Raw genomic sequence first — 13,616 nt, 5'->3', positions numbered from 1 at the left:
CGATTCAGGTCAAATGGATAAGCCTTGGATGAAGACGAACGGCCGATAAAAAGTTCGATCACTCACACAAAACCGCCAGAGAAGCAAAACGGGTTTATTCTCATTGACTGCTTGCCTGGCGTTTTTGGTGACTTGGTTTAAGAGTTACACTTTGAACTGCTCCACCATCTGCTTAAGGCTTTCGGACAATTGGGATAATTCCTGGGCGCTGAGATTGACCTGGCCGCTGCTGTTGGACATCTCGTCCATGGAGGTGCTCACGCCGGCAATGTCCTGGGAGATTTCAGCAGAGACGGCAGAACTCTGATTGACGTTTTCGTTGACCTCCTGAATACCGGTGGAAGCCTGGGCCACGTTGTTGGCGATTTCCTTGGTGGCCGCCGATTGTTCTTCTACGGAAGTGGCGATGTTCGTCACCACCTCGTTGACGTCGTTGATTACCTCGGTAATCTCGGTAATCTGGTCTACGGTGGTAGTTGTTGTACCCTGAATCCCCTCGATCTTCTGCTTGATGTCCCCGGTGGCCTCGGCGGTCTGCTTGGCCAGTTCCTTGATCTCGTTGGCCACCACGGCAAAGCCCTTGCCGGCCTCGCCGGCACGGGCCGCCTCGATGGTGGCGTTCAGAGCCAGCAGGTTTACCTGTTCGGAGATTTCGGTGATGGTCTCCACCACTTTGCCGATGGAGTTGGCCGCGTTGCCCAACTCATCCATATTGGTGGAGGCGGTGGTGGCCTTGCTGGCCGCTTCGTCGGAAATACCGCGGGCCTTTTCGGAATTCCGCGCGATTTCTCCGATGGTGGAGGACATCTCCTCGGCGGCGGTGGCTACCATGTTGGTGTTGGTGGCGGACTGCTCCATGGCGGCGGCCACGTTGTTCATGTTGGCGTTCATTTCCTCGGCCGCGGACGAGACGGTATTGGCTTTGTCGGTGACGTTCTGGATGCCCTGGGTCATCTGTTCGGAAATGGCCGACAGCTCGGTGGAGGAGGAGGAAAGGGTCTCGACCCCGCCGGCAATCTGCTTGATGAGGTCCTGAAGTTTGTCCATGAAGGTATTGAACCAGGTGGCCAGATCGCCCAGCTCGTCCTTGGCGCCTTCCACCAGGCGTTTGGTCAGGTCGCCTTCGCCTTGGGCGATGTCCTTGAGACCGTCAACCATGGCGTTGACCGGCCGGGTGATCAGACGGGAGATGAACCAGGCCAGCACAACGCCCACTGCAACCCCGAGCAGGACGGTCGTCAGCAGCGTGGCAAGGGTCGCTTTGTAGGTGGCATGGGCCTTCTCGCGGGATTTTTTGGCCAATTCGAGGTTGATTTCGGTCAGCTTGTCCAACTGGTCGCGCATCTGTTCGAAGTGCGTTTTGGCATCGCCCAGGGTCAGGGCGATGGCCCGCTGAGTGCTTCCTTGCCTGGCCAGTTCGACGACTTCCTTTGAGCTTTTTTGCCACGCCATCCGGGCCTGGTCATAAACACTGAACAGCTCTTTTTCCGCCGCGGTGCTGGCCAGGGCCTTGTACTTGTCCCAGCGAGAAGCGGATTGCTTGAAATTGGTTTCATATTCTTCAACGAACTGGCGGAAAAGCTCCGAATCGGGATCGGTGAACATCATGGAGCGCTCGGCCACCAGCAGTTGCTGCAAGTCGCGGTCGGCCTCGATCAAATAGTCAATGCTGGGCATCTGAACAGAGAAGATGTTTTCCAGCTCGGTCTGAATGCCTTTCACACTGCTGTAGCCTGTGATGCCGATCACCCCGATGAATACCACCATGATGCTGAATGCCACCAGCAGCTTCGTTCTGATTTTCAAGTTGTTGATTAAATTCATGAATATCGCCTCCTGTCGTTTTGGACTGAATCGGGATTCCATTCGAAATTTAAAAACCGTGACAGCTATCCGTATTCAGCAATCCCCGTATAAGATGAGTTGTCGGCAGGATTAGTAAAAACATGAGTATTTATTGTTGAAACCCGGCCGGTTCCTCGGTTTACGGGTCGGGGTTGATGACGATGGACAACCCAGGCCATGGTCACAAGAAAGGCACCGAAACAAGACGGCCAGTGGGCAAATTCCATTGACGGCTGCCGGCATTATTGGCAGTGGATGACGAGCCATTGGAAGAAAAGCGGATTTTTCCGGTTTTTTGGTGAAAAAAAAACAGAACTCTGAAAATTTTGAAGATCGCAACAGGTGGGAGAGGAGCCTGCGGCCGGCTCAGGTCAGCATGTAAAAACCGAGGGTCACATCGCAGGCGTCCGTGCTGGTAAACTGGCAGCCGATGATCCCATCGTTCACCGAACGCACCACTACTTCTTTCTGGATCACTGATCGGGCTGTGTTGTCCAGAGCGAACTTCACCCGGAAGCGGTCTTTGACCCGGATGTCTTGATTGTCGAGAAATTTGAATCCGATCCCGTTGCGGGAGAGGTTGTTGATCTGAATCCCGCCCCAATCGTCGGATTTCATGGCGATGCGGTCACCCGGACCGCGAATGAATACCCCTTCCAGGTTGACTGTTTTGCGATGTTCACGGCGAAGCTCAACCTTGAAGAACATCTCATTGCCACAAACGCAGGTTACCTTGATCCGGGTGCCCAGTGTTCGAATCTCCGAAATATCGATCAGCTTTTGACGGTTGCAGTTCCTGCAGGCGACGTTGGCCGTTTTGCCGTCTTTCAGCAGGGCCGTACCCAGATCCGCCGGGGCGTCCGGTTCGCCTGCTTCGATATGCCAGGCCGCCTCTTTTCTGGCAGTCGGCAATGGTGCACTGTCAATGACCTCGATGGGGCCTTCGTATTCGAACAGGTCTTCGCCTGCGGTTGCAGCAGTCGGGGCGATGAACCGGAAAAGGGGCTCTCGTGTTTTGGCCGGGGTTTCTTCGAGCCGACGCCGGAGCAGTGCATTGACGATGGCTCCACCGACGCATTTGATCAAACTGCAGGTTTCCCGCGGCCAGGCGACGGTCTGCCGAACGGCGTCGCAGCCGATGACACCCAGCAGACGGTGGCCGTAAAACAGGGGTGTGACGATCAGCGACTTGATGCCGGCGGCATGAAACGTTTGGTGCGCGGCGCGAACGTCAGGAGCCAGTTCGGCCAGGTCTTCGACAGCGATAACGTTGCCATTTTTCGTCGGCTCCAGAAGTGCGGAGAACGTTGCCAGGTCCGCATCCTGCAAGCTGGCGGACGGTGAATCGATGCCTTCGGACGTCCATTCGTGAGTAACGGTAAGGCGCGTGCCGCGATTATGGAACAGGCAGACATAGACGCGATCCGCCTTGGACAGCAGCCCGACCTTTTCCAGGCAGTAAAAAATGATTTCATCGATATCGGCGGTGGACCATACGGCCAGATCGTCGATGATGGAAAAAAGCAGGTTGATGAAATCTTCCTTGAATTGAAGCGACTCCACCGCCTGCCGGTAAGGGCTGATATCCTCCACGGCCAGGAGCATTCCGGGTAGGCGCTGGTTGGGCGTCTCCAACGGCTGGGCGTTGACCCGTGCGAACCACAGGGTGCCGTCTTTCTTTTTCAATTTGATTTCAAAAGGCGTCTGCAATTCACCGGAAAAGATTCGGCTGCGGTTGATGTAAAAAACGGACTGGTCTTCCGGGGCAATGAACAGGCTGATGGGTTTTTTCAATAATAAGGACCGGTCGGCGCCCAGCATCTTTACGGCCTGCACGTTGATGCCTTCGATGAGACCAGCCTTGTCCAGCGAAATAAGGCCGGTATGCGACGCCTTCAACAGGCGGGAGCAGTCGGCCAGTTTTTTTTTAAGATCGTCGGGTTTCAATACAGTTTCCTCAATTCCTCGGACGCCTCAAGGGCCAGATTCGAATCTTCGGTAAATTGGATGGCCCCTCTCAACGCCAGCCTGGCGTTTTTGTAATCACCCAAAAGGCGATAGGTTTTGCCCAATTCCAGCAATACGACCGGATTATTCGGACTTTCCGAGGCGAGTTTTTCGAGCAGGTTCAGCGCCAGGTGCAATCTGCCGGTAGCCAGATAGGTTCGGCCCAGATTCAACTTGGCGATAGCGAAATCCGGCTTCAGTTCCAGGGCCTCTTCCAGATACTGGCGGGCTTTGCCGTATTCGCCCTTGTTGTAATAGGCCCATCCCAGATTGGACAATGGATAGTGCGGCGTGGCGTAAAGCATGTCCTTGGTCACCGGTTCGAGTACCGCAATGGCTTTGTCCCACTCTTTAAGGGCCAGATAGACGCTTCCTAAGTTGTTTTTGGCCAGGGAGTAGTCAGGTTTCAACTTAACTGCTTTTTCGAAATGCGTAACGGCCAGTTTGTACTTCTCTTTGGCCATGTAAACCAACCCAAGGTCGTTGTGCAGGGTTGGGTCCTCGGGGTTGAGTTTCTCTGCCTTGTAAAGCTCTTTCAGCGCGGCTGTGTACTGCTTTTCTCTTAAGTAAGCTTCTCCCAGATCTCTTGCAGCGCGAGCCTTTTTCTTATCCTGGGGAGAAATGGTGCTTGTCGTTGCGCAGGAGGAACTGAAAACCGTTACACATAAAAGCAAGAGGATGACCCGCATTGGGCGGCATGTCATATTCCGGTCCTTTCTGTGGTTGCATGCATCAGCGAAAGTCGCAAAAATATCCTATTGACCAATTCCTTGGATCCGGAACAAATGGATGCCCCGGTCCCGAAGGAACATTTCGATCAGTTGAGGAATCGGCCGCTCGGTAAACAGGCGGTTTTCTCCGTTGGTCATGGGGATGAGGATGCCGTTGATGGTAATGGTCGTGTTGAATTCGGCGGGCCGCTCGGCGCCGTAAAAGACAGGTCCGGCGGTATAGGCCATGCCCGCAGCGTCCATTACCTGCTGGATGATTTTAATCGCGCCGGCATCCACCGAAACCTGCAGAATTTCCAGACCCGTCTTTCGGATGGCATTCACCGCATCGCCGTAAAGGTCGCCGAAATCAACGAGGATTTCTCTTCCGTTTCCAAAAGAGAGAAGATTGGACAGTGCCTGGACCTGAATGCCGGCATACGGAAAGCTGATGCCGGTATTGGGCGAATAGCGAAAATCCATGCTCGCTGCAAAGGAAGCGAGCAGGGCTTTCTGGCTGGATCCGTCGATGGATCCGGTATTGTCTGAATTGTTGACGGGAAACCTTAGCGGCTCCGTCTGGCTTGCGCCGGAGACCAGTTCGTTCAGGATAATGTCATTCTGGTTCAAGTAGCGGACGATAGCGTCATGGGTTCGCTGGGATGGGTCCGCGATGGGCGTAATGCAGGTGTGACGGGGCACCTGACCGTCGGCGGAGGTCTCGGTCCGAATCCATTTGGCGCTGACCCGGATGGTCGCGGCACCTTCATCGAAAGAGAGCTGATTTGCCGAGGCCGCATCGGAAAGGGAGGCGAAAACCGCTTCGATGATTTCCCGGGACGAGGCGTTTTCGGCCACCTTGACCACTTTGACATCTTTCCAATAGGACTGGATCAGTGGCAGATCCACATTCATGACCTTGTCCCGGGAGGTCAGGACCACCTTGGAACCGTTGCCCATGTCAATCATCGGGTAGCGGGAAAGATCGAGTTCAAAATCCCTGCCCTGCTTCATGGGGAGAAAATAGGTCCCTTTGTTCAACAGACGTCCGCCGATCATCGCTGCCGCCTCGCCGGCAGGTCCGGCGTCCTCCGGCTGTTCGATGGGCGGCCTCTGGGCAGCGGCTTCGGATGCTGCTGCTTCGGGCATTTTTTCGACCAGCTTACCGTCCTTGTCGAACAGGTCGCTGTACCAGTTTTCCTGCCGGATGGAGGGATCCGGCATGTAGATCTTCTGGCCGGCGTAAATCCGGTCGATATCCTGGATATGGGGGTTGGCGGATTTGAACAGCTCGATCCCCTGGCGGTAGGTGAGGTTGCCGTAGCGCCCGCCGAAACGGTTGGCGATGAGCTTGGAAACCGTGTCGCCCCGCTTAACGGTATAGGTCCGGGTGTTCTTTTTGATCATCTCCTTGGGGTTGTTGATCATTACGAAGGGGATGGTGACCATGCCCGAGGACTGTCCCGGAAGGGTGCCCTGGGTCAGCTTTTTCAAGGGGATGTCCACCACCTGGCCCGGACGGATGCGGTCGATGTCCTTCACGTGGGGGTTGAGGCGCTGGAAGATGCCCAGAAATTCCCGGAAGTCTTCGTGGGCGATTTCGCCTTTTTGCCGGAAAATCTTGAGCACCCAGTCCCCCCGCTGGACCTGGTAGGGATCGCAAAGGATGTCCCATCCTCGGTCGTAGCGCACGACATAGTCCTTGTAGAGCATGGCGCCATGGCTGTCGGGGGCCGGAAGGAGGAGTAAGGCCGTCAATGTCGAAAACAGACACCAAAAAACGCTCACACCCGGGAACCGTTTGATAACGCGCATCGTATTCGTCCTGAAATTGGGGTTTCAGACCTTTTTCTTCAGATCCAGCGATTCGGCAATCTGCCCGGATACCGCATCGACGAAGCGGTCGAAGGCTTCCCCTTCCAGCGGGCGGCCCGCCTCCGGGAACTTTTCAATGGATTCCGGACGGACATAGCGTGGCCGGTTGACCAGATCCGGGTTCGGCCGGACGGCATACCCATCGGGGAAGCTGTCCTGAAAATACATGTCCTGAAAGCCGGCAAATTTGAGGGCGTGCGCGGTGGAGTCCACGATGGCCGTCTCTTTGGAATCGACATCTCCGTTTTGCATGGCCTTCATCAGACCGGCCAGCGATTCGCCGCCATGGGTGCAGGCGATGTGCCCGTTGCGGTTGGCCGTGAGCTGCCAGTCCATGATGTCCTGTTCGGTCACCTCGGCAAAGAACACCCGAAGGTCGCCGGCAACCCGATTGTAGCGCTCCACCAGGTGAATCACCCGGGGCATGGAAACCGGGTTACCGATCATGGCGGCCTGGGCCACGCTGGGTTTGACGGTCATGGGCACGAACTTGCGCTGCCCGTCTTCGGGCTGGCGATAGTATCGATAGACCGGGTTGGCGTGCACGGATTGAACGCCGACGATCTTGGGCAGGGCGTCGATGATGCCGGCTTCGAAGAATTTGAGAAATCCACTCATCACGGCGGTGATGTTCCCCGCGTTGCCGATGGGCACCACGACCACCTTGTCCGCCATGGCGTAATCGAAATCCTGTGCGATCTCATAGGAGTAGGACTCCTGGCCCAGGATGCGCCAAGCGTTTTTAGAATTGAGAAGAGCGACGTTGTACCGCTCGGAAAGGGCTTCGACAACCTTCATGCAGTCGTCGAACACACCGGGGATCTCGAAGACATCCGCGCCGCTGCCAAGAGGCTGCGAAAGCTGCTGCGGGGTCACCTTCTTGTGGGGCAGCAGGACAGCCGACTTGATTTTGGGCTTGAGATAGGCGGCATACAGGGCGGCGGCGGCGCTGGTGTCGCCCGTGGACGCACAGATGGAGAGGACCTCGTCCACATGCCCTTCCTGGATGAGAAAATTGATGTAGCTCAGGGCACTGGCCATCCCCCGGTCCTTGAAAGAGGCGCTGGGGTTCTGGCCGTCGTTTTTGTAGAAGAAGCGGATGCCCGCCTTTGCCTGCAGGTGCGCATTGGCCTCCACCACGGGCGTGTGGCCTTCCCCCAGATACACCACAGATGAAAGAGGAATCACGGGGCCGATAAACTCGTGGTAGCGATAGATGCCCTTTACGGCCGGGTCTTTGAGCATGCGCCGGTAGTCGAGGATTTTTCGCCACGTCCCGCCGTCAATGGCTTTGAGACGTTCGAACCGGCGATCATGCAGGAGCAGGACGCTGCCGCAGTCCGGGCAGGTATAAAGCAGGGTTTCGATGCCGTGTTCCTTCCGGCAGCCCAGGCAGCGATAGATCATCTCGCCGTCCGGCTTCGGGATCAGGCGCGGCCGGATCGCTTCAGGAAACTGGTCGAGTTTCACGATGCAAGGAATTCCATTCCGCCCATGTACGGCCTGAGCGCTTCCGGGATGACGACGCTGCCGTCCTCCTGTTGACAGTTCTCCAGCAGGGCCGCCAGGGTTCGGCCGACGGCCAGACCGCTGCCGTTGAGGGTATGCACCAGACGGGTGCCCTTTTTCCCTTTTTCTTTGAAGCGGATGTTGGCCCGTCGGGCCTGGAAATCCTCGAAATTGCTGCACGACGAAATTTCCCGGTAAACGCCCTGGGAAGGCATCCAGACTTCGATGTCATAGGTTTTGGCCGACGAAAATCCGATGTCCCCAGTGCACAGGTCGATGACCCGGTAGGGCAATTCCAGGCGGCGCAGAACCGTTTCGGCGTTGTCCAGAAGGGTTTCCAGTTCGTCGTAGGATGTCTCCGGCCGGGTAAACTTGACCAGTTCCACCTTGTTGAACTGGTGCTGGCGGATCAGCCCGCGGGTGTCCTTGCCATAGGAGCCGGCTTCGGAGCGAAAGCAGGGGGTGTAGGCGGTGTAGTACACCGGCAGCAGGGAAGCGTCCAGGACCTCCTCCTGGTGGATATTGGTTACCGGGACTTCAGCTGTTGGGATGAGAAAATAGTCCAGGTTTTCCAACTTGAACAGATCCTCTTCAAACTTCGGCAATTGGCCAGTGCCGGTCATGGTCTTGCGGTTGACGATAAACGGCGGCAGAACCTCTTTGTAGCCGTGCTCACCGGTATGCAGATCCAGCATGAAATTGATCAGGGCGCGTTCCAGACGGGCGCCCTTGCCCAGGTAAAGCGGAAAACGGGCGCCGGCGATTTTGGCGGCGCGGGTGAAATCCAGAATGCCCAGGTTTTCTCCGATGGTCCAATGGGGCAAAGGCTCGTAGGTGAACGTCGTGGGCTCTCCCACTGTCTTTACCACCGGGTTGTCGTTTTCGTCCCTGCCCACCGGCACGCTTTCGTGGGGGATGTTGGGCAGGGCCATGATCATTTCGTCAAGGGCCGCTTCGCTCTCGGCGACTCCTTTTTCGAGGCCTTTGATGGAGGTGGAAACCGTGCGCATTTTTTCGATGATGGCATCGGCGTTTTCCCCATTGCGTTTCATTTCGGCGATCCGGTCGGAGACGCTGTTGCGCTGGCGGCGGAGTTCCTCGAGTTCGAACAGGATGCGTTTGCGGCGTTCGTCGTGGGACTGAAACGCCTCGAAGTCAAAGTCGGTACCGCGGTTTTGCATTGCGGTTTTGACCAGTTCCAAATTTTCTCTGACGAGCTTGATTTCCAGCATAATTGTCCTTATATTTCAAAATCGTTTTAAACGGGGCCAACCATCGGATTGAAAGCGGTGGTTTCAGTTCGTTTTCCGGGGTGGTGAACGGCGCCATCGATGAGAGGCGAACACCGAGGCAAAACCAGTCGAAACTTTATCCCAAGTGGTATAATTAGTCAATAATGATTGCTGGTTGAACCGTAACGGCCCTTTCGTTCGGCGGTTGTTTCATCGTGTTGGCGAACCCTGATCGTTATTTTTTAGTCGCCTGCCGGACGGCCCTTCGATCCGATGGTGGTGCCGGGTGCAATTCCTTCGGCGGCGGGTAAGCTGGAAGTAAACAAACAGGAAAATGGTGACATTGATGGATGAAGTCCGGGAGAAGAAGCAGGAGATCAGAAACGAAATTGCAGCATTTTTCGACGCGCTTGACGATGAGGTGCTGGCGGCCAACACAACGATTATCGAAAACCGACTTTTCGAATTCGCCAACTTCCTCGAATCCAAGATCGTCATGCTGTACGTGAATGCCGAAAACGAAGTCGGCACGCAGAACATCGTCAAAAGGGCCTTCGAATATAGCAAGATTGTAGTGCTGCCCGCGTTCGACCCGGCCCGGTCCACCATGAAACTGATGAAGGTGGACAATCCGGACAAGGACCTGACCATGGGACCGCGCGGGATTCTTGAGCCGAATCCGGCCAAGTGCAAAACGGTGCCGCTGGATTGCATCGACATTGCCATCGTTCCGGGGATTGCCATGGACGAAAAAGGCGGGCGCATCGGCTCCGGAGACGGGTATTACGATCGGATTATTCCCGACCTGCCAATGACCACCCGCAAGGTGGGACTGGTGTTCGAAGGCCAACTGGTCCCACAGGTGCCCATGGAATCCCATGACAAGCATGTGGATATTATCATCACCGAAAAACGGGTGATCTATAAAATTTAAGTGGCCGGCCGCAAAACCTTTCCGTTAGCGCCCCTTTGCGGGGGCGTTTTTTCGTAGGGCGAAAGCAGGCTTGCGGTTCCGGCGTGGAAAACGGCGTTTCGGATTCAACGTTTTCGGTTTTCTGCCCACCCATTCCTTAAACTCCCCAATTTGCAATTCGGCCCTCAGGCTTCTTGACCGAACCCCCTGAAATTGGTAGACATGTGCTGGGAGAAAAATGCCGGTGAAATATCAGCGCCTGAGAAATGAAATGGTCACCAAGCAGATCATCGCCCGTGGGATCAGCGATCCCCGCGTGATATCGGCCATGCGTACCGTGCCCCGCCACCTGTTCGTCAGCGAAGCCATGATGGATCAGGCCTATGGCGACTTCCCCCTGCCCATCGGCGAACAGCAGACCATCTCCCAGCCGTATATCGTGGCCGAAATGACCCAGGCCCTGCAACTTAACCCCGACGACCGCGTTCTGGAAATCGGCACCGGCTCCGGGTACCAGGCGGCCGTGTTGGCCCAGATCGCCTACCGCGTGTATACGGTCGAGCGCATCCACTCCTTGTACACGCGAACCCGCAAGCTGTTCGATCAGCTACGCTACCACAACATCGTCACCCGCTATTCGGACGGCACCACCGGTTGGAAGGAGCACAGCCCCTACGATGCCATCATCGTAACCGCCGGGGCCCCCGAGATTCCAGCGGTGCTGGTCAACCAACTGGCCATGGGCGGGCGGTTGGTGATTCCTGTGGGCGACCGCCACACCCAGGACCTGATCAAACTGGTCCGAGACGAACAGGGGGTTCATCAGTCCAACCTGGGCGGGTGCCGATTCGTCAAGCTCATCGGTGAACACGGCTGGAGAGAACGCTAAATGCTCAGAAGCCTGTATGACTGGGTGCTGCACTGGGCGGCTACCCCTTACGGCACCTGGGCCCTCTTTCTGCTGGCCTTTGCCGAATCCTCCTTTTTCCCCATTCCGCCGGACGTATTGCTGATCGCCCTGTGCGTGGCCCGGCCGGACCGCTCCCTCAAATACGCCTTGGTCTGTGCCGTCGGATCCATTTTCGGCGGATGCCTAGGGTACCTGATCGGCTGGCAGTTCATGGCCTCGATCGGCAGCCGCATCGTCGATTTTTACGGTCTGACTGAGAAAGTGGCCTACATTGAAACCCTGTATAAGACCTACGACGCATGGGCAGTGGGCATCGCCGGCTTTACGCCTATACCCTACAAGGTGTTCACCATCGCTGCCGGCATGTTCAAGATCGATTTCACCGTCTTTGTCCTGGCATCTGCGTTCTCCCGTTCGGCACGGTTTTTTCTCGTCGGCGGATTGATCTATCTCTTCGGGCCGCGCATCCAGCGTTTCATCGACCGTTACTTCAATCTGCTGGCGGTTGTTTTTACCGTTCTTCTGGTGGGCAGTTTTGTGTTGATCAAATACTTGTTTTAAGGAAAAGCCCATGACCTGTGTCGTCCAAAAATATGGCGGCAGCAGTCTGGCCGACATGGACAAGATCAAGCGGGTGGCCCGTATTATCGCCGATGTGAAGGCCAAGGGAGTGGGTGTGGCCGTCGTGGTTTCGGCTATGGGCAAAACCACCAACCACCTGGTGGAGATGGCCGCCGAGGTCTCACCGCGACCGCCCCGGCGGGAGATGGATATGCTGCTCAGCACCGGCGAGCGCATCACCATGTCCCTACTGTGTATGGCCCTGAGTGAACTGGGTGCCCAGGCGGTTTCTTTAACCGGTTCCCAGTGCGGGATCATCACCAACCACCGGCACAACGACGCCCAGGTAATCGAAGTACGGCCGTTCCGGGTATTGGATGAGATGGCGGCTGGCAAAATCGTAGTGGTGGGCGGATTCCAGGGAGTCAGCTATCGGCGGGACATCACTACCTTAGGCCGCGGTGGTTCGGATACCACGGCAGTTGCACTGGCAGCTGCCATCAATGCCGATCGTTGCGAGATCTATTCGGACGTGGACGGAGTATATACCAGCGACCCCTCCACCGTAGCAGATGCTCGGCACCTTCCGGAACTTTCCTATCCGGTGATGCAGGAGATGAGTGTCGCCGGGGCCAAAGTACTCAACGCCCAGGCTGTCCAGTTCGCCAAAGAGAAGCAGATCGCCATTTACGCCCGTAGCACCTTTGATCGGAACAGAGAAACGGTAGTGCGCAGATTCGCCCCGGGCGAGGTGGTCGGCGTGCAGGCGGTGGTCAGCGAAAAAGAGATTGTTCGGGTGCGCATCCGTGGCAGCCGGGTCCTATCCGATTTCAACCGGGCGTTGGAGATATTGGAAAACGAGCAGGTGCCAGTGAAAGAGGTTCATGTCACCCGAACCCAGGGGAGTACGGTTTCGCCGCGGGCCACTTTCGTAGTATCATCAACCAATATCTATGGGTGGGATGCAATCCAAACGAACCTGGCTCGAGAGTTGGGTGCAAGCATCGCCTTCGACGACCATTTGGGAGCCTTGTCTCTCATCGGGGAAGGGCTCAATCGAACCAATGTAACCTTGATCGAAGCCATAGAACTGCTTAAAAACAACGCAATCGAAGTGTTTGGAATCAGCACCACTTCGTTTCGTATTTCTTTGCTGGTCCCCCGCGAGTCCGTTGCAGCCGGCGTACGAGTGTGCCATGCCAACTGGATTTTGGAGAATGGGTAAAATGATTGTTGGGATTGTTCAGGGTTTGGTGGTGCTGTTCGTAGGCAGCAGCCTGCTGCTCTATCTGTTCCAGGGAAAGATGATCTTCTTTCCCCAGCCCACCGCGTCGGCAAACCTGTCCCGCTATGCCGACCGCGAGATCCGGTTGAAGCACGGCGACGTTACTCTCACCGGATGGTTCTTCAACAACGGGATCGATGCAAACCATCCTCTGATCGTCTACTATGGGGGCAACGCCGAGGACGTCTCCCTGAACTTCGCTGATCTCGGCCGTTTTACCGCCCGATCCTTTCTGTTCATGAACTACCGCGGATACGGCCAGAGCCAGGGCCGTCCATCCGAGCGTGCCCTTTGCGACGATGCCCTTTTCATTTTTGATCGGGTCATCGCCTCCGAAGGCATCGACCCCTCCCATGTCGTGCTCATGGGGCGTAGTCTCGGTTCGGGAGTGGCCGTGCACGTGGCCGCAAGCCGCCGGGTCGGAGGCGTGGTTCTGGTGACCCCCTTCGATTCACTGGTCAACGTGGCCAGGGCCCACTATCCGATTTTTCCGGTAAAATGGCTCCTCCGGCACCGCTTCGATTCGGCCGTCCTGGCGCCGGATATTGTCACACCGGCTCTTTTCCTCACCGCTTCCCATGACCAGATCGTGCCGCCCCGCTTTGCCGAAAATCTGCGCCGGGTATGGAGCGGTCCGACCACGGCGGTGCGTATCGAAGGAACCGACCACAACACCATTGAGACCTCGCCGGACTATTGGGAGGCGGTCAATGCATTTTTGTCTGCAGACTCGCGGTTGGAAAACAAGACAGAATAAATTCGACCTTAA

General features: G+C 56.3%; 11 protein-coding genes. 5 read left to right on the top strand and 6 right to left on the bottom strand.

The window, feature by feature from the left end; translation table 11 throughout:
• Nucleotides 1–144: 144 nt before the first annotated feature.
• From GN111_RS12550 to serS, 6 genes are all read right to left on the bottom strand, one after another.
• Nucleotides 145–1,824 carry a methyl-accepting chemotaxis protein gene (locus GN111_RS12550; protein WP_170302250.1) on the bottom strand — a complete coding sequence of 560 codons (1,680 nt, stop codon included), beginning with the start codon at nt 1,822–1,824 and terminating at the stop codon, nt 145–147.
• A 387-nt stretch (nt 1,825–2,211) separates the two neighbouring features.
• Entirely contained in the window at nt 2,212–3,792 is a 1,581-nt protein-coding gene (locus tag GN111_RS12545) for a PAS domain S-box protein (protein WP_155304072.1), read from the bottom strand.
• Complete coding sequence (locus GN111_RS12540; RefSeq protein WP_155304071.1) at nt 3,789–4,556, bottom strand: tetratricopeptide repeat protein; 768 nt, start codon at nt 4,554–4,556, stop codon at nt 3,789–3,791. The genes GN111_RS12545 and GN111_RS12540 overlap by 4 nt, the downstream gene beginning before the upstream one ends.
• Before the next feature lie 51 nt (nt 4,557–4,607).
• Nucleotides 4,608–6,377: a LysM peptidoglycan-binding domain-containing protein gene (locus GN111_RS12535; protein WP_155304070.1), complete on the bottom strand. Its 1,770-nt coding sequence runs from the start codon at nt 6,375–6,377 to the stop codon at nt 4,608–4,610.
• Nucleotides 6,378–6,401: 24 nt separating this feature from the next.
• Nucleotides 6,402–7,907 (bottom strand): threonine synthase, encoded by a 1,506-nt coding sequence (gene thrC / locus GN111_RS12530; RefSeq protein ID WP_176603289.1) that lies wholly within the window; start codon nt 7,905–7,907, stop codon nt 6,402–6,404.
• Nucleotides 7,904–9,178, bottom strand: a complete 1,275-nt coding sequence (gene serS, locus GN111_RS12525; RefSeq protein WP_155304069.1) for a serine--tRNA ligase — start codon at nt 9,176–9,178, stop codon at nt 7,904–7,906. The genes thrC and serS overlap by 4 nt, the downstream gene beginning before the upstream one ends.
• A 346-nt stretch (nt 9,179–9,524) precedes the next feature.
• Between serS and GN111_RS12520 the strand changes: the two genes are divergently transcribed.
• The 5 genes from GN111_RS12520 to GN111_RS12500 all read left to right on the top strand — a co-directional run bounded on the left by GN111_RS12520 (nt 9,525) and on the right by GN111_RS12500 (nt 13,604).
• Entirely contained in the window at nt 9,525–10,112 is a 588-nt protein-coding gene (locus GN111_RS12520) for a 5-formyltetrahydrofolate cyclo-ligase (protein WP_170302249.1), read from the top strand.
• A gap of 217 nt (nt 10,113–10,329) precedes the next feature.
• Nucleotides 10,330–10,980: a protein-L-isoaspartate(D-aspartate) O-methyltransferase gene (locus GN111_RS12515; protein WP_231715728.1), complete on the top strand. Its 651-nt coding sequence runs from the start codon at nt 10,330–10,332 to the stop codon at nt 10,978–10,980.
• Nucleotides 10,981–11,562: a YqaA family protein gene (locus tag GN111_RS12510; RefSeq protein WP_155304067.1), complete on the top strand. Its 582-nt coding sequence runs from the start codon at nt 10,981–10,983 to the stop codon at nt 11,560–11,562. It begins immediately after the preceding gene.
• Between the two features lie 10 nt (nt 11,563–11,572).
• On the top strand, nt 11,573–12,787 hold the full coding sequence (locus GN111_RS12505) for an aspartate kinase (RefSeq protein ID WP_155304066.1): 1,215 nt from the start codon (nt 11,573–11,575) through the stop codon (nt 12,785–12,787).
• 1 nt (nt 12,788) lies between these two features.
• Nucleotides 12,789–13,604, top strand: a complete 816-nt coding sequence (locus GN111_RS12500) for an alpha/beta hydrolase (protein ID WP_155304065.1) — start codon at nt 12,789–12,791, stop codon at nt 13,602–13,604.
• Nucleotides 13,605–13,616 lie beyond the last annotated feature (12 nt).

The sequence above is a fragment of the Desulfosarcina widdelii genome, assembly GCF_009688965.1.
Taxonomy (GTDB): Bacteria; Desulfobacterota; Desulfobacteria; order Desulfobacterales; family Desulfosarcinaceae; genus Desulfosarcina; species Desulfosarcina widdelii.
The sequence above is the reverse complement of the archived record's forward strand: the minus strand, read 5'-3'. Positions and strand labels throughout refer to the sequence as shown.

Bases quoted from the DNA above. Each gene is read 5' to 3' on its own strand.
- GN111_RS12550 (WP_170302250.1), bottom strand. From the start codon at position 1,824: ATGAATTTAATCAACAACTTGAAAATCAGAACGAAGCTGCTGGTGGCA.
- GN111_RS12540 (WP_155304071.1), bottom strand. From the start codon at position 4,556: ATGACATGCCGCCCAATGCGGGTCATCCTCTTGCTTTTATGTGTAACG.
- GN111_RS12535 (WP_155304070.1), bottom strand. From the start codon at position 6,377: ATGCGCGTTATCAAACGGTTCCCGGGTGTGAGCGTTTTTTGGTGTCTG.
- serS (WP_155304069.1), bottom strand. From the start codon at position 9,178: ATGCTGGAAATCAAGCTCGTCAGAGAAAATTTGGAACTGGTCAAAACC.
- GN111_RS12520 (WP_170302249.1), top strand. From the start codon at position 9,525: ATGGATGAAGTCCGGGAGAAGAAGCAGGAGATCAGAAACGAAATTGCA.
- GN111_RS12515 (WP_231715728.1), top strand. From the start codon at position 10,330: ATGCCGGTGAAATATCAGCGCCTGAGAAATGAAATGGTCACCAAGCAG.
- GN111_RS12510 (WP_155304067.1), top strand. From the start codon at position 10,981: ATGCTCAGAAGCCTGTATGACTGGGTGCTGCACTGGGCGGCTACCCCT.
- GN111_RS12505 (WP_155304066.1), top strand. From the start codon at position 11,573: ATGACCTGTGTCGTCCAAAAATATGGCGGCAGCAGTCTGGCCGACATG.
- GN111_RS12500 (WP_155304065.1), top strand. From the start codon at position 12,789: ATGATTGTTGGGATTGTTCAGGGTTTGGTGGTGCTGTTCGTAGGCAGC.